This is a genomic window from Rhizobium leguminosarum (genome assembly GCF_010668065.1).
In the GTDB taxonomy this organism is placed as follows: Bacteria; Pseudomonadota; Alphaproteobacteria; order Rhizobiales; family Rhizobiaceae; genus Rhizobium; species Rhizobium leguminosarum_S.
Genome location: NZ_WUEN01000015.1, coordinates 25019 through 50386 on the forward strand (window position 1 = coordinate 25019; position 25368 = coordinate 50386).

The 25368-nt window shown below is 59.6% G+C and carries 25 protein-coding genes and 1 tRNA gene; 14 read left to right on the forward strand and 12 right to left on the reverse strand.

Annotation, left to right across the window (positions count from 1 at the left end):
* Positions 1 to 8: 8 nt before the first annotated feature.
* From GR198_RS29630 to GR198_RS29650, 5 genes are all read right to left on the reverse strand, one after another.
* Complete coding sequence (locus GR198_RS29630; RefSeq protein WP_164070094.1) at positions 9 to 1472, reverse strand: hypothetical protein; 1464 nt, start codon at positions 1470 to 1472, stop codon at positions 9 to 11.
* 92 nt (positions 1473 to 1564) lie between these two features.
* Entirely contained in the window at positions 1565 to 2152 is a 588-nt protein-coding gene (locus GR198_RS29635) for a thermonuclease family protein (protein ID WP_246711141.1), read from the reverse strand.
* Positions 2153 to 2242: 90 nt separating this feature from the next.
* Entirely contained in the window at positions 2243 to 2857 is a 615-nt protein-coding gene (locus tag GR198_RS29640) for a hypothetical protein (RefSeq protein WP_164070096.1), read from the reverse strand.
* Between the two features lie 188 nt (positions 2858 to 3045).
* Entirely contained in the window at positions 3046 to 4773 is a 1728-nt protein-coding gene (locus GR198_RS29645) for a site-specific integrase (RefSeq protein ID WP_164070097.1), read from the reverse strand.
* Positions 4774 to 4839: 66 nt separating this feature from the next.
* A tRNA-Ile gene (locus GR198_RS29650) sits at positions 4840 to 4915 on the reverse strand.
* A 199-nt stretch (positions 4916 to 5114) separates the two neighbouring features.
* Between GR198_RS29650 and GR198_RS29655 the strand changes: the two genes are divergently transcribed.
* The gene (locus GR198_RS29655; RefSeq protein WP_011652864.1) at positions 5115 to 5483 is read left to right on the forward strand and encodes a response regulator; all 369 of its coding nucleotides are present in this window, start codon (positions 5115 to 5117) and stop codon (positions 5481 to 5483) included.
* Between the two features lie 122 nt (positions 5484 to 5605).
* On the opposite strand, the gene GR198_RS29660 is transcribed toward GR198_RS29655, so the two are convergent.
* The 3 genes from GR198_RS29660 to GR198_RS29670 form a co-directional block, all read right to left on the reverse strand.
* Positions 5606 to 5809 carry a hypothetical protein gene (locus GR198_RS29660; RefSeq protein WP_003541563.1) on the reverse strand — a complete coding sequence of 68 codons (204 nt, stop codon included), beginning with the start codon at positions 5807 to 5809 and terminating at the stop codon, positions 5606 to 5608.
* Entirely contained in the window at positions 5806 to 6471 is a 666-nt protein-coding gene (locus GR198_RS29665) for an acyl-homoserine-lactone synthase (protein WP_003541559.1), read from the reverse strand. The genes GR198_RS29660 and GR198_RS29665 overlap by 4 nt, the downstream gene beginning before the upstream one ends.
* Positions 6472 to 6770: 299 nt before the next feature.
* Complete coding sequence (locus GR198_RS29670; RefSeq protein ID WP_164046687.1) at positions 6771 to 7496, reverse strand: LuxR family transcriptional regulator; 726 nt, start codon at positions 7494 to 7496, stop codon at positions 6771 to 6773.
* Positions 7497 to 7619: 123 nt separating this feature from the next.
* Between GR198_RS29670 and GR198_RS29675 the strand changes: the two genes are divergently transcribed.
* A complete protein-coding gene (locus GR198_RS29675; protein ID WP_164046686.1) occupies positions 7620 to 7814 on the forward strand; it encodes a hypothetical protein in 195 nt (64 codons plus the stop codon).
* Between the two features lie 336 nt (positions 7815 to 8150).
* The gene (locus GR198_RS29680; RefSeq protein ID WP_164070099.1) at positions 8151 to 10076 is read left to right on the forward strand and encodes a DUF5054 domain-containing protein; all 1926 of its coding nucleotides are present in this window, start codon (positions 8151 to 8153) and stop codon (positions 10074 to 10076) included.
* Positions 10077 to 10241: 165 nt separating this feature from the next.
* Here the strand turns inward: GR198_RS29680 and GR198_RS29685 are convergent, their stop codons facing one another.
* Both GR198_RS29685 and GR198_RS29690 read right to left on the reverse strand, forming a co-directional pair.
* On the reverse strand, positions 10242 to 10481 hold the full coding sequence (locus GR198_RS29685) for a DUF2934 domain-containing protein (protein ID WP_026159962.1): 240 nt from the start codon (positions 10479 to 10481) through the stop codon (positions 10242 to 10244).
* Positions 10482 to 10506: 25 nt separating this feature from the next.
* Positions 10507 to 10713: a hypothetical protein gene (locus GR198_RS29690; RefSeq protein ID WP_003541544.1), complete on the reverse strand. Its 207-nt coding sequence runs from the start codon at positions 10711 to 10713 to the stop codon at positions 10507 to 10509.
* A gap of 362 nt (positions 10714 to 11075) precedes the next feature.
* On the opposite strand from GR198_RS29690, the gene GR198_RS29695 reads away from it, so the two are divergent.
* On the forward strand, positions 11076 to 11459 hold the full coding sequence (locus GR198_RS29695) for a hypothetical protein (protein ID WP_164070101.1): 384 nt from the start codon (positions 11076 to 11078) through the stop codon (positions 11457 to 11459).
* A gap of 218 nt (positions 11460 to 11677) precedes the next feature.
* Positions 11678 to 12091: a DUF4174 domain-containing protein gene (locus tag GR198_RS29700; RefSeq protein ID WP_164070102.1), complete on the forward strand. Its 414-nt coding sequence runs from the start codon at positions 11678 to 11680 to the stop codon at positions 12089 to 12091.
* Positions 12092 to 12151: 60 nt separating this feature from the next.
* On the opposite strand, the gene GR198_RS29705 is transcribed toward GR198_RS29700, so the two are convergent.
* Positions 12152 to 12862: a GntR family transcriptional regulator gene (locus GR198_RS29705; RefSeq protein WP_164070105.1), complete on the reverse strand. Its 711-nt coding sequence runs from the start codon at positions 12860 to 12862 to the stop codon at positions 12152 to 12154.
* Between the two features lie 266 nt (positions 12863 to 13128).
* Here GR198_RS29705 and GR198_RS29710 point away from each other — a divergent pair, with 266 nt between their 5' ends.
* The 8 genes from GR198_RS29710 to GR198_RS29745 all read left to right on the forward strand — a co-directional run bounded on the left by GR198_RS29710 (position 13129) and on the right by GR198_RS29745 (position 19900).
* Positions 13129 to 14217 carry an ABC transporter ATP-binding protein gene (locus tag GR198_RS29710; RefSeq protein WP_029873371.1) on the forward strand — a complete coding sequence of 363 codons (1089 nt, stop codon included), beginning with the start codon at positions 13129 to 13131 and terminating at the stop codon, positions 14215 to 14217.
* A gap of 54 nt (positions 14218 to 14271) precedes the next feature.
* The gene (locus tag GR198_RS29715; protein ID WP_003541534.1) at positions 14272 to 15570 is read left to right on the forward strand and encodes an ABC transporter substrate-binding protein; all 1299 of its coding nucleotides are present in this window, start codon (positions 14272 to 14274) and stop codon (positions 15568 to 15570) included.
* Positions 15571 to 15735: 165 nt separating this feature from the next.
* Positions 15736 to 16650 (forward strand): ABC transporter permease, encoded by a 915-nt coding sequence (locus tag GR198_RS29720; protein WP_017988993.1) that lies wholly within the window; start codon positions 15736 to 15738, stop codon positions 16648 to 16650.
* A gap of 1 nt (position 16651) precedes the next feature.
* Entirely contained in the window at positions 16652 to 17473 is an 822-nt protein-coding gene (locus tag GR198_RS29725; protein WP_164070106.1) for an ABC transporter permease, read from the forward strand.
* Between the two features lies 1 nt (position 17474).
* Positions 17475 to 18218 carry an aspartate/glutamate racemase family protein gene (locus tag GR198_RS29730; protein ID WP_029873374.1) on the forward strand — a complete coding sequence of 248 codons (744 nt, stop codon included), beginning with the start codon at positions 17475 to 17477 and terminating at the stop codon, positions 18216 to 18218.
* A 4-nt stretch (positions 18219 to 18222) separates the two neighbouring features.
* Positions 18223 to 18834, forward strand: coding sequence for a flavin reductase family protein (locus GR198_RS29735; RefSeq protein WP_164070108.1), 612 nt, complete (start codon positions 18223 to 18225; stop codon positions 18832 to 18834).
* A 192-nt stretch (positions 18835 to 19026) separates the two neighbouring features.
* Positions 19027 to 19515, forward strand: a complete 489-nt coding sequence (locus GR198_RS29740) for a heme-degrading domain-containing protein (protein ID WP_003561136.1) — start codon at positions 19027 to 19029, stop codon at positions 19513 to 19515.
* Position 19516: 1 nt separating this feature from the next.
* On the forward strand, positions 19517 to 19900 hold the full coding sequence (locus GR198_RS29745; RefSeq protein WP_029873376.1) for a hypothetical protein: 384 nt from the start codon (positions 19517 to 19519) through the stop codon (positions 19898 to 19900).
* 72 nt (positions 19901 to 19972) lie between these two features.
* On the opposite strand, the gene GR198_RS29750 is transcribed toward GR198_RS29745, so the two are convergent.
* Entirely contained in the window at positions 19973 to 21232 is a 1260-nt protein-coding gene (locus GR198_RS29750; RefSeq protein ID WP_029873377.1) for an AGE family epimerase/isomerase, read from the reverse strand.
* Positions 21233 to 21401: 169 nt separating this feature from the next.
* Between GR198_RS29750 and metH the strand changes: the two genes are divergently transcribed.
* The gene (gene metH, locus GR198_RS29755) at positions 21402 to 25175 is read left to right on the forward strand and encodes a methionine synthase (RefSeq protein ID WP_029873378.1); all 3774 of its coding nucleotides are present in this window, start codon (positions 21402 to 21404) and stop codon (positions 25173 to 25175) included.
* Positions 25176 to 25368: the final 193 nt, after the last annotated feature.

Consider the following 25368-nt stretch of genomic DNA (forward strand, 5'->3'; position numbering starts at 1 on the left):
GGAGGCCCTTAGGCCGACCCGCTTCCTACCTGTTTAGAATACCAGTCAAGTTGCCTCTGTTTGTAACCGGTGTACTCGCCGGTTCCTTTAAACCAGCTATCATCAGGTATCATGGTTTGGGTCACTGGTTCGTAGTCAGGTTCAAGTTCGGGCTGGAAGCCATCCAGCGATTTCACCGTAATAGTTTGGCCGGTCATAGCCTTGAACTCATCGACCATGATCGTCTTCAGCTCATCCGCAAGAGCGTGGTGCACTATGAAACTGTCATGCACTGGCAGGCAGGTATGGCCACTATTGATGAAGCGCAACATAACAGCCTGGGCAAGGTCACTATCTAGACGTTGCAGCTGCAGCCCGTACCCGCTGTTGAAAGACTGTTTGATCGCTGCATGACGCTCGGCGATAGCAGCCTGTAGCTGATCCCAGCTCATCCCGATCTGGTCTTCTGAGAAATCATCTGGCCTGTTGATCCGACCGAGTGCATTGATCATCTTGTTAAAGGTCTGTTTGATCAAAGCACGAGGGACATTTGGCGCTTCGATGCTGTAGGCATCGCCAACAAGGCGTTGTCCGAACCGGGCGTACAGAAGAACGGGGTGCAGCGTCGAGTAATCCACCTCGCAGGTGCGCTTATCGTTTATCGTGATGCGGTTCCTGTATTCCTTTGGGATACTTTGCCACCAGCCACGGTAAAAGCGTCCGCCTTGCTGCCAATCCTCATTGTTGAAAATTCGAACCAAAGCTCGTCGCGTTAGGTCAATAACAGGGTACTCACGGTTCCCTTGGTCGTAATCCCGCATCATTCGTGACTGAAGACTGCCGTACTCTTCATCCGTTATCCGCAAGTCTAGCCATTGGCGCTGCAGATGGGCGTTTATCTGGCCTAGCGCGTTCCGCATGCTCAATGTGTCGTCAGTGTCTTCGTATTCAAGCGGCTTCTTGCCGCTGTCCCTTAGCTCAATGGTTTCAAAGCCTTCGTCGCGGATGGATATGTCTGATAAGGTTAGACGAGCGCGTCCACTAAGCAAGTCGATAAGCTTTTGGGTGGCTTTGATCCGCGTATTGCGTCCTACACCGCTCCGTGGATCATGGAACCCAGCATGAACCTCAGCAATATAACCAGCTTGTAGCAAGAGGTCGTAAGCGTCTATGAAACTGGACCAGCGTAGGAACAGGGCTTGATACCGACTTTTGGTCGTATAGCTCCTGTTGCCACGGGGAATACCGACTAAAAGATTTGGATCGGTTTTCCATGCCACGTACATATCAAGCACAAGGGCACGGACAGCTTCACGGAATTTTTTGCCACCGCCTTCACCGCGTTGGCGTCTACGGCTTTCCAGACCTTCGAGTTCGCGTACAAGCTCCGTGAGGCAGTTGCGAAGTTCGGGGTAGTCTGACCACCGGTGGACATCAAATGGTCGCGAGGCTGTCGCTGGTACAGCTTGCTCTTCCGGCTTCGTCTCACTCATGGGTAGCTTTCAGCCCGGTTTTCTTGTGGACGCTATAAGGACAGAGGAGCGAGAGTGTCAACTTTCATGACTATGGCTCCAAGCAGCCACTTTCAGCACCACGGCTGCCGCCGACCTGCCCATGTTCGGGCCAAACCTTCCGATACAAGAATGTCGCCAAGGGATCGGCCATCCCGTACAAGTACCCGGAGTTTGCGCCCGTACTTGTCTTCGTCACGTCCCGGCCATGCCTGCATCTGGAACGGCCCAGCGTTCACCAGTTCCATGAGGCGAACGGTTGCACGATCCCCTAGCGCCTTCTCGGCTGCACAACGAGGCTCGCTGACTTCCGGTGTGTCTATGTCGGCAACACGGATTTTGACACCGTTGCTCCAAAGCGTATCGCCGTCCACAATGCAGTGGACGCGTACGGTCCCGATGCAATGCTTGTAGGTCACGCCGGGCGTTGCAGCTCGCACATAAACCTGCTGAGCCGGCTGCTGCCTTCCTCCGAAGAACGCAATGATATGGCTGCTGGGCGTCGAAGTGTTTGCAACCCCCGCATCGTCGCTGATGAAGCGTGCAGCACTCACCCCGACACCAAAGCTGACGACCATTGCAATCGCAACAAGCTTTGGAAACGAGCGCCCGGTGGTAGTCTGCTTAGGCTGTCGGCGCTTGAACTGCACAACCGTTGACATCAAAAGCGATCTCCCTCCATGTACTGAGTACAGGTAGTTTGTGTAGGGCTGCCTAATTGGATCGCTGCAATTTTACGTGGCGCTGATGTTTTAAGCTTGTATTACTGCCCGTAGGTGGTCTGGCTCGTTTCGACGACGCTTTGCCTTCACATAATCCCAGTAGCTGAGGCCGAACGTGTTCACATGCATCGCCTCGATGTTGAAACGCAGAACTTGTCCAAGCATATGGGCAGCGGCCGTTTCGTCCGATTTCACATCGGCAACGATCTCCTTATAGTACGCCGCAAGCTGCTCTTCCGTAATCTCTTCGCCAGTATCGTCTCGGTGCATGGCTCTAATGTATGACCTCAAAGTCTCGAAGCTATTGGCCCGTCGAACTTCGGCAGACAGCAGATCGCGAACGCCTTTTGCAGCCAGTTCGTAATCCCCGCGTTGTAAGTTGCGTCCACATTGTTCTCGGAGATAGTTACCAAGGCTCACGATCAAGGACTGTTGCGCGGCTCCGTCAAGCCGATGTTCTAGAAGCCGTGCAGCTTCCTCCGGCATTGGATCGGAGCCTGTGGCGTACAGCGAGAGGATTTCGTTGATGTGGTGGATAGCAAAGGTTTTAATCCATTGACGCTCCGACCCGGCCGTCGCGCCGCGGTTCCTGTAGAGCCAATAGATACAGCCGACGATAACTAGAAGTGTTACGATCCCTAACATACAACCCCCGTATGGAAGGGCGGTAGGCGCGGTACGTCCCCGCGAAAAGCCCTTCGATCTCTGGTGATCGGGGAGTTAGTAACCGCAAGACACGGCCCTACGGCCTTTAGTTCAGAGAACCTGTTGCATACGCCGCAGGCTCCCCGACCATAGGTCGAAGAGTGGTGCCAATTCAGTGGCACGCAGTCCTAGTCTTGAGGGGTTACTACGCCCCGAAGCCGCACGTACGGCTCCGAGGTTTGTTTCTCGTATTCAGGAATCCGTGTCAATCCTAATGGCCAGTCATGTTTTGATGCTGGAATGCGGTAGTCGAGCTTCTGCATTGCCTCGCTGCGCTGCTGGAGTGTGAAGCCTTCCTTGAAATACTGCCGATGTGTCATACCATCCTGCTCGTGGCCAATGATTGACTTAACCAATGGGTCGGCGACGCCAGCTTGCAATAATCGCGTGTTAACCGTGTGCCGAAGGCTGTGAAAAACACGCGTTTTGGATTTCAACCCAAGTTGTACAAGAAGCCTGTCATTAAACCACCGGCTTTGCTGGCGTCCCCATCCGTTCTTCGAATCGTAGGTGAAGTCTGGGAAAAGCTTGGTGGCTCTGTTGTCGGCCATCTCCCGTACGTAATCGAGGAGACCGGCCCCAATAAGCTCGCTGTGAATCGGCACCAGACGGCGGGCGGCAGAAGTCTTTAGGCTCTTGCGGTCGCCTTCCTCGTTAATATCGAACACCCATACGCCATCTTGCTCCCGGATGTCCTTGATATGCAACTGTGCGATCTCGCCAAGTCGGGCGCCCGTATAGATGCCGATGAGCGTCGCCCATTTCTGGTACGGCTTCGTAACCAACCCTTGTTCATTCCGCAGGATAGTCTGTAAAATCAGACGGATTTGTTCGTCGGTATATGCGTCCCGGTCGCCGTCCTTGTTCTTCTTTGCCTGCTTGACGGTGAGACCGGAGAAAAAGTTTTCGGTGATATGATGGTTCTGCTTCGCCCACTCGAACAGCTCGTGGTAGGTTTGCAGATACTTATTAATTGTCGCGACCTGTATCGTCTCGATGTTCGGAAGCTTGAGAACATCAGGCAGTGGCTTGCCTCGTGTCAGCGGGTTCTTGGCACGGTTCCGTGGATAGGCGAGCAGGATGTCCTTGACCCGCTTTGCCTCCATGGCCGTTAGCGTTCGTACGTCCGTACCGCTTCCAAGGATTTCTTCTAGCAGCTTAATATGGTCCGCCTTCTCGATGACGGTCTTTGCTGCCCATGCGTTCCCGCGTTGTCTTTCCTTGGTATAGGCGGCGGCAACTTCAGTGATGCTCATTCCTGCCGGTTTGACGGCCTTGGCCGCAGAGCCGGTAGGCAATGGTCGTTCCTCGAACTCGTAACGCTGCAAGGATTTGTCGTAGGCGAGAACCGCCTTCACGAAGCCGTGGTAGGAGAGCTTCATTTCCCGGTCTAGCCAGCCGTATTCCGAGCTATCCTTGCTGATGTCGAGGCCGTATTTCTCGATGAACCGCGCAAGAAGATCGTCGTCGGGTTGCACGAGAGAGAGCGGAGCATCTGTTTTCCTCGCCTGCTTGGCGACACGCTTGCTGGTCTCGTAAATTTGCCGGTCAAGCTCGCTTAAGGGGCCGGTTTCGCCCATCTCGGCCTTGGCTTCATCAAGCAACTGGCGGAAATGCTCAGTTAGTACGTTTCTCAGATCCTCGTGCCGCATCCCGTATGCAATTCCATGGTCGTTCAACTGTTCGCCTATCTGGATCATAGGACGGGACAAGCGCAATGCTTTTCGTGGGTCACGGGTCTGTAGAGAAAGCTTGAGGGTGGAAGCTTTTTTCTGTGGATGCAGCTGTTTCGGGATCGGCCAGCGCAAATAGAAAACGCCGCATCGCGACTTCACGAGATAGGCAGGATTGAACAATCCAATGTCTCCCTTGGATGTCACCCCAAGAAAATCCCATGCCTAAGCCATTGATTTTAAACGAAATGGTGGGCCCGGAGGGACTCGAACCCCCAACCAAGCGGTTATGAGCCGCCGGCTCTAACCATTGAGCTACAGGCCCTTGGCGCCGTGTCCGGCGCTTGGGTGCCGGGGCAATGGTTCCCGCAGCACGGTTTCCGCTCTAACGCAAATCCGGGGGAGCCACAAGCGGTGAGCGCAAGCATCTGTGGACGATGCATATTTCGTGGGCAGCCACTGGAACCTTCTCGTGCGGGCCACACTTATCCAAGTCACATTCCGCATGAAGAGGGCGATCGCAGATGGTGGCTTCGAACAGTGCCGTGGTGCTCATCGTGGAAGACGAACCGCTGATCCGGTTCAATATCCTCGATGTGCTGGAGGAGGTCGGCCATGTGGCGCTGGAGGCGGCGAATGCCGACGAGGCTCTGGTGGTGCTGAAGGGCAGGCAGGATGTCGATATCCTGTTCACCGACGTCAACATGGCCGGGTCGATGGACGGTCTGCAGCTTGCCAATCGAGTGAGGGCGATGCGGCCGAATATCGGCATCATCATCACCTCGGGCATGGTGCGGCTCGATCCGATGGCGCTGCCCGCCAATACCGCCTTCTTGCCGAAGCCCTATATGCACGACGCGCTGATTTCGACCATCAATTCCCTGATGACGTAACGGCAATGCCCTGATGAGATGACAGGGGCGCGCAGCCGCAAAACGGGGACGGTTTTTGCGGCTGCGCGCGAGGCGCCGGGAGACATGCTCGTCTTCAGGCGGGGCGGAGGGGAACCACACCCTCAGCTGAAGCTGCTCTTCAGCGCCTCGTTCTCATGATGGGCCTTCTTCTCGTAGATCGTGAACAGCGCCATCGAAAGCAGATAGGAGAGGAAGGGATCCCCTATCTGCGTGGCGATGTCGCGGGATGCGAGAACATGGCGCTCCAGCGCGCCGATATCCTTCTGTATTGCGGTCTGCGTGGCGGTTTCAGCGAGGCGGTTCATGCTGCCATCTCCAGGAATTGGGTCACGACCGAGCGGGCCGGCACGTGCCTGACATAAAGGGGTAGGGTGAGGCCGAGGGCGGCGCGCATTTTGCGCAGCACCCGGTCCGATACTTCGAAGGCGCCGCAGCAGACGGGGTATTTGCCGTAGCCGTCTGCACGGCCGAGTTCTTCCACTTCGGCGCCGGCACGCTTGTAGACGCGTTTGAGGTAGGGCTCGTAGTTGGAAATCATCGTATGGATGCCGTGATCGAGCGCGCATTCGCAAAGCGCAAGCAGCATCATGGAGAAGGCGCGGCCGGCATCGACATTGGAGAAATCCTTGGCGATCGCCTCTTCGTCGATGCACATGCGCGTGCCTTCCCAGATGCCGGGGGCGATAAGATTGGCGGCATCAGGAAACGTCTCGCGGAAGACGTCGTAGAGAAGGGTCGGGCCTGTCGTCGGCATCAGGCGCATGCCGCCATAAAGGCGGGTGCGGCTGTCGTTGCACCAGACGAGATAGGCGGGAGCCAGCGAATCGTAGCTGTCGCGTTCGTAAGGGCCGATGACGGGAACGTCCCAGCCGAGCGTATCGGCGAAGACCTTCTTGCGCAGGCGAAACATCTGGTCGAGTACGGCAGCGTATTTCTGATACTCATGTGCCTGAATGATAACGAACATTTTGCCCTCCAGCGTTTTCAAGTTCGTGGAGAGCAGAATGGTTCATGCGGGCCGGATCGGAAATTCCCTCAGATGGGCCCCCCCAGATGAGGGGGGCAGAGCATGTCGCGCAAAAGTGTGCCGCGGTTTTGCGACAACGACATGCGTAAAAACAATGAGCTAAAGCGCGAAGAGCGAATCTGAAGATCGCGACGCGCTTTAGAGCGCCGTGCGTCCTTTCGGACGCACAAAGGACGCTCTAACTCTTTGAATCTACGCATCGTGCTTTCCGAAAATCGATTCCGATTTTCGGGCCGATGCTAGGGGTTGATGATGCGCAATTGAACGGCCCGGGAGGCCGCGGCCGAGATCGTGGCGCAGCCGAGCTTGAAGCGGGCAGTCTTCAGATAATCGCGCGTGGTGTGCTCCGATATGCCGAGGATCACCGAAATATCCTTGTAATCCTTGCCCAGAGCAGTCCAGTGCAGACATTCGATCTCACGCGGCGACAATGACGGCACCGGATCGTTCTCGCCGTGCAGCTCATAGACGGCCTTGCGGTGGATGAGATGGGCGATCTCGATCCATTCGTTGCGGCAGCGGCGGACGAGTTCGGCCCATTCTTCCGCCGGTATGCGGGCATTCAGCGACAAGAGCGCGCGGCGCTGCGCCTTGTCGGCGACGGGAATGGAGTAGCCGTTGCCGCCGATGCCGTGCTTCTGGGCGTCGACCAGCATGGCATAGGCCTCCGGTGTCGGCTCGACCTCGCTCCAATCGAAGGGCAGCTGGCGTTCGAAGCCCTGCTTGACGATCGGATCGACCTTCACATAGCTGTTGAGGAGGTAGCGGGAGACCCAGGCATCCGGGTAAGTGGTGCGCACGAAGGGCGAATCGATCTTGCTCGCGATCGTCTGGGCGAGATGGTAGGTGACGAAATCGAGGCCATACTCCGCCTGGAGAATGCGGATGGCGCCATCCACATTGGCCGCAGCCTTGATCTGTTCGAAAGCGGACTCGAACTTTTCGCTGTAGGTATTCTCAATCATTTCCACTGCCCCAATCCCCTCAATCCTACCGCGAGCGCTGTCATAAATACAAGGCATCCCCACATATGCGGGGAATGACAATCCGGGCCCCATCTGCTAGCGCCTGTCGTGAGGAGACCTCATATGGACAGCAAGAGACCATTCGAGATTGCCGAATGCGAACAGGCCGCCAAGGGCCTGAAATCCAGCTGGCAGGACATGGCAGGCTCCGAAGCGCTGATCCGCGCGCTCGTTGCCGAACGCAACGGCGACACGCCGCTGGCGCTGTTCTGGACCGAGGTCCACCGGGCGCTCTGCCAGGAAACCAACGCCTTCTGATAATCGGCTTTCCCGAAAGGCTCAGGCTTTTCTCCTTGGCTAAACAGCGCACCACCCGGGCGCGGCAGCAAGAAAGTCCCGCCGCCTTTCTATATAATTATCGATGAACACGTCTTCATTCTTGTCGCGATTCGATTCTACGATGAAAGCGTCGGACGATAGCGTTTTCGGATATATGGTTAATAAACCCGCACTATTTCATCGATTTGTGCCAAAACGGGTTGACGAAGAATTTGCGGCAAGAGCAATGATGTTTGTGGAAACGGTTACACTCCTCACCTGTGCCGCCACTGGCTGCAGAATGTTTCGACTGACATCACCGATGCGTGGAATGGAATGACTGAAAAGCGCGTGCATCTGGTCTTCAAGACCCATCTCGATATCGGCTTTACCGATCATGCCGAGAAAGTCCGCCGGCAATATCACGAGCGCTTCATTCCGCAGGCGATCGAAACCGCCAAGCATTTTCATGCCGAAAATCCCGACGAGCCGAAATTCATCTGGACGACGGGCGCCTGGCTGATCTGGGACCATCTGAATTCGCGCTCGGCGGGAGAGGTCGCAGCGCTGGAACAGGCGATCGAGCGCGGGCTGATCCGCTGGCACGGTCTGCCGTTCACCACCCATACGGAGCTGATGTCGCCCGACCTTTTCCGCGCCGGGCTTTCCTATTCGCAGGAGCTCGACCGGCGCTTCGGCAAGACGACGATCGCGGCGAAGATGACCGATGTGCCCGGCCATACACTGGGCATGGTGCCGCTGCTTTCCGAGGCAGGCATTCGCTTCCTGCATCTCGGCGTCAATACGGCCTCACCGCCGCCCGATGTGCCCGACATCTTCCGCTGGCGGGCGCCCGGCGGCGAGGAAGTGGTCGTCATGTACCAGCGCTCCTATGGCGAGACCTGTTTCCCCGACGGTTTCGAGGACGGGCTGAGTTTTGCCCATACCAACGACAATATGGGGCCGCAGAGCGTGCCGCAGACGGCCGAGGCCTATCGCGAATTGCGCGCCCGCGAGCCGGATGCGGTCATCCGTGCGGCGACGCTCGAGGATTACGGCGCCATTCTCTGGAGCGAGCGCGAGCGTTTCCCTGTTGTCGAGCTGGAACTCGGCGACAGCTGGATCCATGGCAGCGGCAGCGATCCGGTGAAGACGGCGCGGTTCCTCGCGCTGCAGCGGCTCTACGACCGTTTCGCGGCGGATGGGCTCGACGCGCGGCGTCTCGCCTTCGGGCGCGGACTGGCGATGGTGGCCGAGCATACCTGCGGCGTCGATATCAAATCCTATCTGCGCGACGACAAGGCATGGTCGCGGGCCGATTTCGAGGCCGCGCGCCGATCCGATTATCGCTTCGCCTATACCGAAGCCTCATGGGACGAACAGCGGGCCTATCTCGACCAGGCGGTCTCGGAGCTCGACGAGACGGACCGGCAGGCGGCCCAGGCGGTGCTTGCCGAATTCGCCACGCCTGCCGTGATCGAAGGCGGTAGACGGGAGCTCCGTCTGCAGACCGGTGGCTGGTCGATCGCGCTCGACGGTGCGAGCGGCGATGTGGCCGAAATCACCTCGCCCTCCGGCCGGACGATCTCCGGCCGCGATGGCTCGCTGATCGCCTATCGATATGAGAGCTACGATGCCGGCGACGTTACCAGGCACATGGAGACCTACCTGACCCATCGCCAGGAATGGGCGGTGCTCGACCATGACAAGCCGGGGCTTGCCCAGTCGGGGGCAGCACTTTCGAAGGCCTTTCTGCCGAAGCTGGAAGCGACTGATGGGGCGGGCATCCTTCTGTCGATGCCGGCCGAGGCCGTGCAGACATACGGCGCGCCGCCGCATGTGATGCTGCATTTCACCGCCGAGGGCGATCGCCTCGACCTCAGCCTGACATTGCGCGACAAGCCGGCCAACCGTATGCCGGAGGCAAGCTTCCTTTCCTTCACGCCTGATGGTGCCGGGGATTGGAATTTCCGCAAGATGGGCCTCTGGCACCGATCGGGGAATATTGCGACGAGCGGCGGCGGGCAATTGCAGGCGGTCACCGCGGCACGGGATGATCTTGCCGATGGCCCGCTGACGATCGAAACCTTCGATGCGCCGCTGATTGCGCCGCAAAGCTCGGATTTCATGACGTTTTGCAGGACGCTGCCGGATTTTACCGCCGGCATCCGCTTCAATCTGCACAACAATAAATGGGGAACCAATTTCCCGATGTGGTGGCAGGGAGATTTTCAGGCGCGCTTCCGGCTCAGCCTCGACTGAGCCGCTCGATCTGGCATCGAGCCGCACGATCCCCAGGGATTGCGCCGCTCGCTCCCGCGGGGATTGAGCCGCGCGATCCCGCGGGGATTGAGCCACGGGATTCGCCGGGATTGAGCCGCTTGATCCTGTACGAATGAAACGGCCCGCTCCGGTGTGATAAAGGGCTCAGCCCACGCTTGCGGTTCGGTTGAACCAGCTGGCGCATGGCGCTTCGGGCCGTTGCGGCTTCGGGCGAAATTTCACGAGCACCTCGCGGCCATCGGACGAGGCCTGCGTGCGCTCCAGCGCGTCACGCTCGGCAACTGCCTGGCGCCAGTGCTCGTCGCCGCGGCCATCAGGCCGGCCCTGTTCTTCCCAAATCGCGTAAGCTCTCTTGCTGATCCATTCGTGGCGTCTGTCGCTCATCTGTCTATTCCATTCGTCAAAAGTGTTATTCGGCAATTCTGTCCTGTAGAACCGGCGGCCGGCGCTTGGCTGCCATCAGCAGGTCGAGTTCGATCGAGGAGGGCCCGAAACGGGTAAACAGGCTTTCTGCCTGCTCGCCGCGCAGGCCATATTTTGAGGCGAATTCATCAAGGCTATAGGGGCGGCCGCGCAGGATCCTGCTGCGGCGCTCCGGTTCACGGATTTGCGTCATTGGTGGTAACCCCAGTGTGTGTTGCGAATTGTGAGAACAAAACAGATTACGGCCATAAAAGTTCCGTGATTTTTCAGGGTTTTTTCGCCTCGCCGTGCCATTCCGGAGCGATCTCAGGCGGGTGGCATAGATTTTTAAGGCTGGTGTGCTCGGAGAAAATTTCGTCTAAAACACGCAAGAATATCAGCGTGTTATGGAATTCGCTTCCGCGGCGGCGGATAAATGGGCTTTACCCCGGCGCGTTACTCTATAGAATCAATAGTGTTATTCGGTTCGCAGGGGGCAGCAAAACGTTCCGTTCCCCGCGTTGGCGCGACCGATACCGGAGGACTTTGGCTTCAACCCATCAAGAGGAGACAGACATGATGAATGCACTGCCGCCACTTCATGACGGCCACGCGCCGTTCAACCTCCAGCAGCTGTTTCGCGAAGCGCTCTACGCCTTCGAGGAATGGGACAGCGAATTGACCGAACCGATCGTGACCTACGAAGGACGGGTCATCCCCATCAGCTTCGTTTTCGAAGCCATGCGCGAATGCACCGACATCGTGCCGATGAACATCGTCGGCGCCGTCACCGAACGGCTGACCAAGCCGTGGGAAGGCGAAGGCCCGCTCGACCAGATGACTTTCTCGACGGCGGCGCGTGTCATGCGCGTTTTGGTGCGCAAGCGCCTTCACGTCACTGGGGCTGCGGATCTCGTCGCCGTTTCGGCCCACGCCCCCGAAGACCAGGGCCGCGACTGATAGGGTGAGGATCGCGGCCATGGCTGCGATCCTTTTCCGCTTTTTGGCGGAACCTCGCTTATTCCCAACCGTTTAATTCGGCAGGCACAGCCCGCCACTACAGCGCCCTTTTCGAGAGTCGCAAAGGGCGCTGTAGCACTTCGAATTGCTGCATAATCTATCCTAAATCGATCCCGATTTAAGAATTATGCAGTAGTGACGGGCGAGGAATGAGCACCATGCTAAAATCTATTGTTCATGAAATCATCGGTACATCCAGGCGTGAGCCTGAGCTTCCGCAATCGCTCGAGCAGTTTCGCGACAGGAAACGGGTGCTGATCATCTTCGCCGATGCGCAAGATGACCGCGCGCTCATCCAGGATGAATGGCTGCGCAAGGCGCATATGCGCCTGATCGAGGAAGACGTCGAGGTGTTCAGTATTGCCGGCGGCGGCGCGTTTGCGCTGTTCGACGATGACTGGGACCTCGATGCCGACGATATTCGCGATCGGCTCCAGGGACCGCCATCCGGCGAGTTCGGGTTGATTCTGATCGGACGCGACGGAACCGTGAAGCTGCGCTCGAGCGAGCCGATGAGCGCCGAGGATATCTTCGCAGCCTTCGAGATGTTGCCGAAGAAGACGCCCTGGTAGCGTTTCGAGAGTTCGTTTGAACGGGGCGCGGTAGATCTGCGTCCCGTGTCTTTCGCATGTTCAGAGTTCGAAGGCTTCCTTGAGGCCCAGGCTCTTGCGCTCGCGCAGGTCGAGATCGGCCTCGATATGGGCGATGTGATGCAGCATCAGCTGGCAGGCGCGGTCGAGTTCGTCGGCTTCGATCGCCGAGATGATGTCACCATGTTCGGAATGACCGCAGCTCGATGCGGTCGACTGGCCATAAAGGGCAATCACCAGCGACGAGCGGGCGACGAGCTCCTCCATGAAGCGCTGCATGATCGAATTTCCCGATATGACCGCCAGCGTCAGATGAAAATCGCCCGATGCCTTGATTTCAGCGCGGCGCGCCGTCTGACCGCGCTCGCTCATCAGGCGGCCTTCTTCCAGCAGAAGCTGTCGCAGATGTGTAATATCGTCAGGCGTGATCCGCGCCGCCGCCTCGCGCAATATGCCGGGTTCGACCAAGCGGCGGGCGGAAAAGATCTGGCGAGCCTCATCAGGCGAGGGATAGGCGACAAAGGCGCCGCGGTTCTTTTCGACGCTGACAAGGCCTTCATAGGACAGCGCCTGCAGGGCGGCGCGGGCAAGCGTGCGGCTGACGTTGAAGAGATTGCCGACATCGCTTTCCGACAGCTTGGTGCCGGGCGAGAGCCTGCGCTCGACGATCGCTTCGCGAATGGCATCGCGGATCTGTTGCGCGCCGGATTCGGTGGAGTCTTCGGCCTGCTGAGCCTTGGCGGCGGATTTCATGAAATTTATTTCCTGATGGTCGGCAAACCATACCCGGCTTCGCGGCAAAAGTTAAACAGAATTTGTGCCCGAAATGGGGCCAGATTGTATACGATGTTTTGCACAAATTGCGCACGATAGCCTAAATCATGTGCAGATAGCGTTGCGCCTATAATTTGCTCTCTCAATGGCTGTTTTGATAAAATCGTTATTTCACAATGGCTTCCTGTAAACAGCGGAGTTTGGCACGGCAGATGCATCGTCTTTTCCAAACAGGGGAAGGCATGATGTCGAAAGCGGCAGAGATCGATATAGTATCCGTTTCGAAGGTCTATGGCGCGACGACGGCGGTCCATGCGATCAGCCTGAAGATCCCGGCCGGCTCCTATTGCTGCTTCCTCGGCCCGTCGGGTTGCGGCAAGACTTCGACGCTGCGCATGATCGCCGGCCACGAGAGCATTTCGTCGGGCGATATCCGCCTCGGCAATGTCGTCGTCACCGATTTTCCGCCGGCCAGGCGTGGCACGGCGATGATGTTCCAGTCCTACGCGCTCTTCCCGCATCTCGATTTGATCGACAACGTCGCTTTCAGCCTGAAGATGAAGGGCGTCGACAAGCAAGAGCGGCAGGCCAAGGCGCTCGAGATGCTGAAGCTGATGCAGATGGAGGCCTATGCCGCCAGGCGTCCGGCCCAGCTTTCCGGCGGCCAGCAACAGCGCGTGGCGCTGGCGCGCGCGCTGATCACCGATCCGGAAGCGCTGCTGCTCGACGAGCCGCTGTCGGCGCTCGATCCGTTCCTGAAGATCCGCATGCGTGCCGAACTCAAGAAACTGCAGAAATCGCTCGGCATCACCTTCGTGCACGTCACCCACAGCCAGGAAGAGGCGATGGCGCTCGCCGACGTCATCGTCATCATGAATGACGGCCGGATCGAGCAGGCGGCAGCCCCGCGCGAGGTCTTCGAGCGTCCGGCGACGGCCTTCGTTGCGCGGTTCATGGGCGACCACAATGTGCTGTCCGGCCGGGTGACCTCGAGCGAGAACGGCGTGCTCGTCATGACCGTGCCGGAAGGTCAGAGCTTTTCCGTGCGCGGGACGGGCAGGGAAGTCGGAGAGCCCGTCGATATCGGTATCCGCACCGACCGCGTGCGCCTGCAGGTGGCGACCGAATGGACGCTCGGCTTCGACGGCATCGTCTCCAACATCGAATATCGCGGCTCTTCCGTGAAGATCACCGTTATCGGCGCCGGCAGCGACGACTTCACCGTCATTGCCGACGACGGTGAATATTTCGCCCGGCCGGTTGCCGTCGGCGACACCGTCTCGCTCAGCTGGGCGCTCGATGATGCCGTGCTTCTCGGCCGCTCTTCCACATAAGCCATCACCATCAAGAACACTGAACCTTCCATATCCAAGAAAAGGGGAACTGACATGACGACTGAAACGACATCGACCAAGGCGGAGAAGGGTCTTTCCCGCCGCGCGCTGCTGAAGACGGGTGCTGCCGCCGTCGGCGCCATCGCCGGCTCCGGCGCCATCACCGGCTTTCCCACCATCTGGGCGCAGACGAACATCACGCTTCGCCAGTTCGGCACCGGCGTTTCGAACATCAATGCCATCGCCGAGAAGTGCAAGGCCGATCTCGGCATCACGCTGGAGATGACGGCGACCGATTCCGACGCCGCCGCCCAGCGCGCCGTCACCCAGCCCGACAGCTACGACATCGCCGACATCGAATACTGGATCGCCAAGAAGGTGTTCCCGACCAGCGTGCTGCAGCCGATGGACGTCAAGAAGCTGAAATATTACGACAAGATCGTGCCGCTCTTCATCAACGGCAAGATGAAGCCGGAGAGCGTCATCGCCCAGGGCACGGCGCCGCACACGGTCGGTTTCGTCGAAGCGCAGGACTCCAAGAAGTTCGCCAAGGAGCCGACGCAGTGGATGACGATGGTTCCGACCATCTACAACGCCGATACGCTCGGCATCCGCCCCGATCTCGTCGGCCGCGACATCACCAGCTGGGCCGACATCATGGATCCGAAGTTCAAGGGCAAGACCTCGATCCTCAACATTCCGTCGATCGGCATCATGGATGCAGCGATGATCATGGAAGCCATGGGCAACATCAAATATGCCGACAAGGGCAACATGACGAAGGAAGAGATCGACAAGACGATCGAATTCCTGATCAAGGCCAAGGGCGACGGCCAGTTCCGCGCCTTCTGGAAGAGCTTCGACGAGTCGGTGAACCTGATGGCGTCGGGCGAAGTGGTCATCCAGTCCATGTGGTCGCCGGCCGTTGCCGCCGTCCGCTCCAAGGGCATCGCCTGCAAGTATCAGCCGCTCAAGGAAGGCTATCGCGCATGGGGCGGCGGCCTCGGCCTTGCCTCGCACCTCAAGGGGGCGCAGCTCGATGCCGCCTATGAATATATCAACTGGTACACGTCGGGCTGGGTCGGCGGCTATCTCAACCGCCAGGGCTATTATTCCGCCTGCATGGACACCGCCAAGGAGTTCATGTCGGCCGACGAATGGGGCTACTGGATCGAGGGCAAGGCTGCAACCGGCGACATCATGTCGCCCGAGGGCAAGGTCATGGAGAAAGCCGGTGCGGTGCGCGACGGCGGCTCGTTCGAAGCCCGCATGGGAGCGGTGGCCTGCTGGAACTCCGTCATGGACGAAGACCGCTACATGGTCCGCCGCTGGAACGAGTTTATCGCAGCCTAAGCGATTGTCGTTTTTCCCCTCCCCAACCCTCCCCACAAGGGGGAGGGAGCCCGGAGAGGCGCGGCAAAGATACTCCCTCCCCCTTGTGGGGAGGGTTGGGGAGGGGTCTTCTCGAGCCCTCTCTTTAACGACCGGACGAATGACGAGCTTCCGAAAGGGTAAGGGATGGCGACCATCGCAGCGGAAACGGAGGAGGATGGCCAGGGCGCGCGTGGCGGGCGCGGACTGAAGCTTTCCCCATCGGCGATCTCCTATCTCCAGGCGACGCCGCTGTTCGTCATTCTCGGCTTGTTCTTCCTGCTGCCGATCGCCATGATCGCGGTCGTCAGCTTCTGGGACTACGACTTTGCCGGTCTCTATCCCGATTTCCTGACGATGAACTACACCGATACGCTCGGTTCGTGGGTGACGTGGAAGATCTATCTCAACACGTTGAAATTCACCGCGATCGTCTGGGCGCTGACGCTCGTCATCGGTTTCTGGGTCGCCTATTTCCTGGCCTTCCACATCCGCAAGACGTCGACGCAGATGATCCTCTTCCTTGTCTGCACCGTGCCGTTCATGACGTCGAACATCATCCGCATGATCTCGTGGATCCCGGTGCTCGGGCGCAACGGCCTCGTCAATTCGACGCTGATCAACATGGGCATCATCCCGCAGCCGATCGAATGGCTGCTCTATTCCGATTTCGCCGTCGTGCTTGCCATGGTGCATCTCTATACGCTGTTCATGGTGACGCCGATCTTCAACACGCTGATGCGTATCGACCGATCGCTGTTCGAGGCGGCGCGCGATGCCGGCGCCTCCGGCTGGCAGGTGCTGTGGAACGTCGTCATCCCGCTCGCCAAACCCGGCATGGCGATCGGCACGATCTTCGTCGTGACGCTCGTGATGGCTGACTTTTCGACGGTGCAGGTGATGTCCGGCGGCCAGAGCGCCTCGGTGGCGCTGATGATGAAGAACCAGATGTCGCTGCTGCAATATCCGGCCGCTGCCGCCAACGCCGTGGTGCTGCTTGCCGTCGTGCTGTTGATGGTCGCGGCCATCCTGCGCGTCGTCGACATCCGCAAGGAGCTTTGAGATGAGCCACGAAAAACGCGGCCTGGAATTCTACCTGCTGGCGCTCTTCTTCATTGTCTTCGTGCTGTTCCTCTACGGGCCGCTTTCGGCGATCCTGATCCTCTCCTTCCAGGGGCCGGACGGTGGCCTGACCTTCCCGATGAACGGCGTTTCCACGCACTGGTTCTTCAATCTGTTCGAGAAGCAGGCGGTCGGCGATTTCGGCGCCTCGTTCCGCCGCTCCTTCACCCTCGGGCTGATGGTGATGGCGGTGACCGTCGTCGTCTCACTGCTCGCCGGCCTTGCCTTCCGCCGTCGTTTCCGCGGTTCGACCGCGCTGTTCTATGCCACGGTCGCAAGCCTGGTCGTGCCGTCGATCATCATCTCGCTCGGCATCGGCGTCGTCTTCCAGGAGGGAGGGCTGAAGCCCGCCTGGTATTCGTCGGCCTTCGGCGCCCATCTCACCTGGACGCTGCCGTTCGGCGTGCTGATCATGTTTGCCGTCTTCAACCGCTTCTCGCCGGCCTATGAAGAGGCGGCGCGTGACCTCGGCGCCAGCTCCTGGCAGACGTTCCGCCATGTCGTGCTGCCGATGATCGCGCCGAGCCTCGTCGGCGTCGGCTTGTTCGGCTTCACGCTTTCCTATGACGAATTTGCCCGCACGCTGATGACATCAGGCACCTACAACACGCTGCCGCTTGAAATCTACGGCATGACGACCAACGTCACGACGCCGGTGCTCTATGCACTCGGCACGGTGACGACGCTGTTTTCCTTCACCATCATTCTCCTCGCGCTCGGCATCATGACGATGCTCAGCCGGCGGCAGGCAAAGATAGACTGACATGCGCATCCTCATCGTCAATCCGAACACCACGGCCTCCATGACCGAGAAGGCCGCCACCGCCGCGCGTGCGGTGGCGGCATCCGGCACGGAGATCATCGCGGCCACCTCGCGCATGGGGCCGGTTTCCATCGAGGGGCATTACGACGGGGCCTTAGCGATCCCCGGCCTGCTCGCCGAACTCAAGGAACGACAGGGGGTGGGCTACGACGCGGCTGTTATCGCCTGCTTCGACGATACCGGGCTCGAAGCGGCGCGAACCTTTGCCGATGTGCCGATCCTCGGGCTTTGCGAATCCGCCGTGGTGACTGCGGGCTTTCTGGCGCAGCGCTTCACCGTGGTGACGACGCTGGAGCGCTCGCGGGTGCTGATCGACAATCTGGTGCGCCGCTACGGCATGGGCGACCGCGCCAAGGTGCGCGCCTCCGACATCCCGGTGCTGGAGCTGGAAGATCAGGCCTCCGGCGCGATCGGCAAGCTGAGGGCCGAGATCGAGCGGGCGCTTTTGGAAGATGGCGCCGAGGCGATCGTGCTCGGTTGTGCCGGCATGACCGATCTGGCGCGCGAGCTGCAGGAAATCTACGGGGTGCCTGTTGTCGATGGCGTTGCCGCCGCCGTCAAGCAGGCCGAAGCGCTGGTGTCGCTCGGACTTTCCACCAGCAAGCGCGGCTCCTATGCCTCGCCGCTGCCGAAATCCTTCACCGGGGCGATGAGCGGTTTCTCGCCGGTCCTGAAGGTCGGCTGAACCGATGGCCGTTTCCTTCGATTTCAAACAGCTCACCGAGCGCGAACGCTACAAGCTGATGATCGGCACGATTATCCCGCGGCCGATCGCACTGGTGACGACGGTCGACGAGAATGGCCGAATCAACGCCGCACCCTTCAGTTTCTTCAACTGCCTTTCGGCTGATCCGCCGATCCTGGCGATCGGGGTCGAGAACAATGCCGACATGTCGTTCAAGGATACCGGCCACAATATTCGCATGACCGAGGTGTTCACGGTCAATATCGTCTCCTTCGCGATCGCCGAGGCGATGCATGTCTGCGGCGCCAAATATCCGCGCGGCGTCGATGAGTTGAAGGAAGCCGGCCTGACGGCGATGCCGGGCGAGAAGGTCGCCTCGCCCTTCATCGCCGAGGCGCCGGCCGCCTTCGAATGCAAGCGGCATGTGACGCTGGAGCTCGGCCGCTCCCGGCAGATCGTCATGGGCGAGATCGTCTACGCGCATTATCGCGACGGGGTGGTCGATCCTGAAAGGCTGCATGTCGATCCGGCCGCGGTCGATGCCATTGCGAGGCTCGGCGGCGATACCTGCGCCACCATCCGCGACCGCTTCGAGATGCTGACGCCGAAGCTCTGACATAGTGCGTTTCCGTTTTCTTCGAGTGACGAAAATGCTCTATCTCTTTGTCTTCGCGCAATTCCGGGCGCAAAACCGTTGCGCACATTTGCTGGAATTGCTCCAGGGATAGGTCCAAGTTTTTGCTTTACTTTTTTGCTCCCCGCAAGAATGGTCTGCAACGGATCATCGCGGCAGAGGAGCGCTTTACCTATGACAATCGAGGACGATCTCAGCCGGATCGCGGAGCAGGAGAAAGTCCTAAGCTTCGACGCTTTTGACCTGACGACGGCATGGCAGCTCGGCAAGCTCCTGCAGGAACTCGCCACTGAGCGTGGCCTCGGGATCGCGATCGATGTGACGCTGCATTCGATGCCGGTTTTCTATGCGGCACTCCCGGGTGTAACGCCTGATAACGTGAACTGGGTTCGCCGCAAGCGCAATATGGTGCTGCGTTATTTCCGCAGCAGTTATGCCTCCGGCCTGAAGCTGCAGAAGGATGGCAAGACGGTCGAGGATAATGGGCTTTCCGGCGCCGACTATGCCCCGCATGGCGGCAGTTTCCCGATCAACGTCAAGGGTACCGGCTGCATCGGCGCCGTCACCGTCTCCGGCCTGCCGCAGCGTGACGACCACAATCTCGCGGTCGAGGCGTTGGCGCTGATGCTGGCGAAGGATCTGGATTCGCTGCGGCTCGCCTGAGATGGCCAAGGTGCGTGGTAGGCGCTGCCTGGGCGACGGCTACGAGCCGCATGTCGATGATACCGATGGACGGCTGATCTATTCGCTTCCCGTCGATTCCGGGCATATCAGCCTGTCCTTCGAGTATGAGATCGAAGCCGGCGGTCTGGCTGTGCTGCTCGACGATGTCTATCGCCGGGCGGTCCTGCATTGGGTTCTTCATACCAAACTTCAGCGCACGATCATCGATACGGCGAAGATATCGCAAACCGATTTTCGTGCGCTCTTGTCGGAGATATTGCATTCACCGATCGACAACGTCGAGCGGCTGATTCAAGCGGTGAACCGCGAGCACAATATCCATCTGCAATACTATATCGATCTGGATCTGGCGCAGGCGCGCTGACAGGACTCGGTATCTTTCGTCTGCCGACGTCCTGCCGCAACCAATCGGTGCCGCGCTGCTGAGGCTTTCGCCTCAGAGCTTGCCGCCAGCCTCAGTGATGCCCTTCGTCAGGCTGCCCGTTGCCGGGAATAGCGGGATGAGGCAGGCCTGCAGGGCGTGATAGATATCGCCCTTGCCGGGGAAGAGCGAGTGCGAGGGAACAAGATCCTCTGTCAACTCCTCGTGCCAACCGCCGTTCTTATGGTCGATGAAGGCGCGCTCGATCACGTTCCAGATCTTGCGGTAGCTCTCTTCATGGAAATCGCTCGGCAGGTGTTCGTTGAGGAAATGTGCAGCCGCCGCACCTTCGCAGGCTGGCCACCATAGCTTATTACGCTTGGCGGGCTTGTCGTCCCAATCGAGCGTATAGAAGAAGCCGCCCTTGTCGTTATCCCAGCCGAGCGCCATGGATTGGGCGAACAGCGCCTTGGCTGCGTCCGGCATCCATTCGATCCGTTTGCCGCCGAGCGCCCAGAGCTGCAGGATGAGGCGGGCCCATTCCAGCCAGTGGCCGGGCGTCGTGCCGGCCGGGCGGAACATTTCGTTCGGATGGTAGTACGTCTTGTCGAGGTTCCATTCGGCGTCGAAATGCTCGGCGACGCGCCAGTCGACCGAACCGGCGACGCGGCGGATGACGAGATCGGCGATGCTTTCGGCCTTGGTCAGGTATTCCTTGTCGCCGGTGGCTTCGAAGGCCGCCATCAGCGCTTCGGTCAGGTGCATGTTGGAGTTCTGGCCGCGATAGGCGCCGCCATCGAGCGGCTGCCAGTCGGCGGTGAATTCCTCGGCAATCGCGCCGTGCTTGGCTTCCCAGAACTTTGTGTTGAGGATCTCGGTGATATCGGCGAGCATGCCGTCGGCAAGCGGATGGCCGATTGTCTTTGCGGCTGAGGCGGCAAGCAGCACGAAAGCATGGCCATAGCCCTGCTTGTTGGAATCGACAGGACCGTCATTGTTGAGCGACCAGAAATAGCCGCCATTTTTTTGGTCGCGATGATGGTTCCAGATATAGTCCATGCCGTGGTCGACGACGTCGGCGGCACCCGGACGACCGAGCAGGGCGCCGATCGAGAAGCAATGCACGGCGCGCGCGGCGATATGGATGCCGCGAACCTGGCCCTCGGCGTCGAGAGGTCGGCCTTCGTCGTCGAGATCGTAGAAACCGCCCTTGGGGTTGACCGAATTGTGCTGGAAGAAATCGAAGAGACCATTCGCCTGGGTCAGCAGCCAGCCGCGGTGATAGGCGCGGGTCGTCCAGTTTCCAAGCACGGCGTTGCCGGTTGCGGGTGCCATGATGCTCCTCCGATTTTGTGCACAAAGCGTTGTAAACGCCTATATAGGCGTCGTGCGAGTCTGTCATCCGGCGAGATTTGCAAAGCACGAAATCGACAGGCATATATTGACATAAAGATATCTTTATGTGATTTGGAAGTCTGGTCTTACGACGTCAAGGAGCCCTCCCGTGTTTGACAATCTCTTTGGTCCGGAAACGGGCAAACGTGACGGCAGTGAAGTTTTCGCAGCTTTGAGACAAGCCGCGAGCGAACGCATCCTTGTTTTGGACGGTGCCATGGGCACGCAGATCCAGGGGCTCGGCTATGATGAAGACCAGTTCCGCGGGACGCGCTTCATCGGCTGCGCCTGTCACCAGAAGGGCAATAACGACCTTCTGATCCTGACCCAGCCGGACGCGATCGAAGAGATCCACTACAGATACGCCAAGGCCGGCGCCGATATTCTCGAGACCAACACCTTCTCCTCGACCCGCATCGCGCAGGCCGATTACGAGATGGAAGGTGCTGTCTACGACCTCAACAAGGAAGGTGCCGAAATCGTGCGCCGGGCGGCACAGCGCGCCGAGCGTGAGGATGGCCGCCGCCGCTTCGTCGCCGGCGCCATCGGGCCGACCAACCGTACCGCCTCGATCTCGCCCGACGTCAACAATCCTGGTTTCCGCGCCGTCACCTTCGACGATCTGCGTTCGGCCTATGGCGAGCAGATCGACGGGCTGATCGACGGGGGCGCCGACATCATCCTCATCGAGACGATCTTCGACACGCTGAACGCCAAGGCTGCGATCTTTGCCTGCGAGGAGCGCTTCGAGGCCAAGGGCGTGCGCCTGCCCGTGATGATCTCGGGCACGATTACCGATCTTTCCGGCCGCACGCTGTCCGGCCAGACGCCGTCGGCCTTCTGGAACTCGGTGCGCCATGCCAATCCCTTCACGATCGGGCTCAACTGCGCGCTCGGCGCCAATGCGATGCGCCCGCACCTGCAGGAGCTTTCGGGTGTTGCCGACACCTTCATCTGCGCCTATCCGAATGCCGGCCTGCCGAACGAGTTTGGCCAGTATGACGAAACGCCGGAGCTGATGGCGGCGCAGATCGACGGCTTTGCTCGCGAGGGCCTCGTCAACATCGTTGGCGGCTGCTGCGGCTCGACGCCGGAGCATATCAAGGCGATCGCCGAGACCGTCGCCAAATACAAGCCACGGCCGATTCCCGAGCATCGCCCCTTCATGTCGCTATCGGGCCTCGAGCCGTTCGAACTGACGAAGGACATTCCCTTCGTCAATGTCGGCGAGCGCACCAACGTCACCGGCTCGGCCCGCTTCCGCAAACTGATCACCAACGCCGATTTCACCGCAGCGCTCGATGTCGCCCGCGACCAGGTCGAGAACGGCGCGCAGGTGATCGACATCAACATGGACGAAGGCCTGATCGATTCCGAAAAGGCGATGGTCGAATTCCTCAACCTGATCGCCGCCGAGCCTGACATCGCCCGTGTGCCTGTCATGATCGACTCGTCGAAATTCTCGATCATCGAATCCGGCCTGAAGCGCGTCCAGGGCAAGCCGATCGTCAACTCGATCTCGCTGAAGGAAGGCGAGGAGAATTTCCTCGCCCAGGCTCGGCTGTTGCACAATTACGGCGCTGCTGTCGTCGTCATGGCCTTCGACGAAACGGGGCAGGCGGACAGCTATGAGCGCAAGGTGGATATCTGCACACGCGCCTACAAGCTGCTGACCGAGAAGATCGGCTACCCGCCCGAGGACATCATTTTCGACCCGAACATCTTCGCGGTCGCGACCGGCATCGAAGAGCACAACAACTACGGCGTCGACTTCATCGAGGCGACGCGGACGATCCGTGAGCGCATGCCGCTGGTACACATTTCGGGCGGCGTCTCGAACCTGTCCTTCTCGTTCCGCGGCAACGAGCCGGTGCGCGAGGCAATGCATGCCGTGTTCCTCTACCACGCCATCCAGGCGGGCATGGACATGGGCATCGTCAATGCCGGCCAGCTTGCCGTCTACGACAATATCGATCCCGAGCTGCGCGACGCCTGCGAGGACGTGGTGCTGAACCGCCGTCCCGATGGTACCGAGCGGCTGCTCGAAGTGGCGGAGAAATTCCGTGGCGGCGCTGCACGCGAAGGCCGCGTCCAGGATCTTTCCTGGCGCGAATGGAGCGTCGAGAAGCGTCTCGAACATGCGCTGGTCAACGGCATCACCGAATATATCGAGGCCGATACCGAGGAGGCGCGCCTGCAGGCCGCCCGGCCGCTGCACGTCATCGAAGGACCTCTGATGGCCGGCATGAACGTCGTCGGTGATCTCTTCGGCTCGGGCAAGATGTTCCTGCCGCAGGTGGTCAAGTCGGCGCGCGTGATGAAGCAAGCGGTCGCCGTGCTGCTGCCCTACATGGAAGAAGAAAAGCGCCTCAACGGCGGTGACCAGCGTCGGTCGGCCGGCAAGATCCTGATGGCGACGGTCAAGGGCGACGTGCACGATATCGGCAAGAACATCGTCGGCGTCGTGCTTGCCTGCAACAATTACGAGATCGTCGACCTCGGCGTCATGGTGCCGGCGACGAAGATCCTCGAAACGGCCATTGCCGAGAAGGTCGACGTCATCGGCCTCTCCGGCTTGATCACGCCGTCGCTCGACGAAATGGTGCATGTTGCCGCCGAGATGGAGCGCCAGGGCTTCGAGATCCCGCTGCTGATCGGCGGGGCAACGACCAGCCGCGTGCATACGGCCGTGAAGATCCATCCCGGCTACAACAAGGGGCAGACGATCTACGTGACTGATGCGAGCCGCGCCGTCGGCGTCGTCTCGGCTCTGCTGTCACCGGAGAGCCGCCAAGGTTATGTCGACGACATTCGCGCCGAATATGCCAAGGTGGCGGCCGCCCATGCGCGCAGCGAGGCTGAGAAGGTGCGCTTGCCGTTGCCGCGGGCTCGAGAGAATGCGCATAAGGTCGATTGGTCTGCCTACCGGCCGGTGAAGCCGCAATTCTTCGGCACACGGGTGTTCGAGGATTACGATCTGGCCGAGCTTGCCAAATATATCGACTGGACGCCGTTCTTCCAGACCTGGGAGCTGCGCGGCCGGTACCCCGCCATTCTGGACGACGAGAAGCAGGGCGAGGCGGCGCGTGCGCTCTGGGCCGATGCGCAGGCCATGCTGAAGAAGATCATCGACGAGAAGTGGTTCCGCCCGCGCGCCGTCATCGGCTTCTGGCCGGCCGGCGCGGTCGGCGACGATATCCGGCTATTCACGGACGAGAACCGTAAGCATGAACTGGCCACCTTCTACACATTGCGCCAGCAGCTTTCCAAGCGGGACGGGCGGCCGAACGTGGCGCTCTCCGACTTCGTGGCGCCGGTTTCAAGCGGTGTCGAGGACTATGTCGGCGGGTTCGTGGTGACGGCCGGCATCGAGGAAATTGCCATCGCCGAGCGTTTTGCGCGGGCGAACGACGATTATTCCTCGATCCTCGTCAAGGCGCTGGCCGACCGCTTCGCCGAAGCTTTTGCCGAGCGCATGCACGAGCAGGTGCGACGCGAATACTGGGGTTATGCCAAGGACGAGACGCTCAGCAAAGAGGACCTCATCACCGAAGCCTATGCCGGCATTCGCCCGGCGCCCGGTTATCCCGCCCAGCCCGACCACACCGAAAAGGCAACACTCTTCAAGCTGCTCGATGCTGAAAAAGCGGCCGGTGTGAAGCTGACGGAAAGCTATGCGATGTGGCCCGGCTCCTCGGTCTCCGGCCTCTATATCGGCCATCCCGACTCCTATTATTTCGGTGTCGCCAAGGTGGAGCGCGATCAGGTGGAAGACTATGCGGCCCGCAAGGGCATGCAGGTTTCTGAAGTCGAGCGCTGGCTCGGACCGGTGCTGAACTACGTGCCGCGCAAGACGGACGAGCAGATCGAAGACGCGGCCTGATTGCCGAGTCTTCACGGTCGCTTAGGGCGGCGTCCTCAGAGATTGATTCAATAAATGAAAAGCCGGAAGGGATTCACCTTCCGGCTTTATGATTTTGATGCGGCTCAATAATTACCCGCATTCAGGCTGGTTGAATTTGATAGCGGAATTGACGATGAGGCGGTATACTTAGTCAAGTTAGCTAATGAGGGCG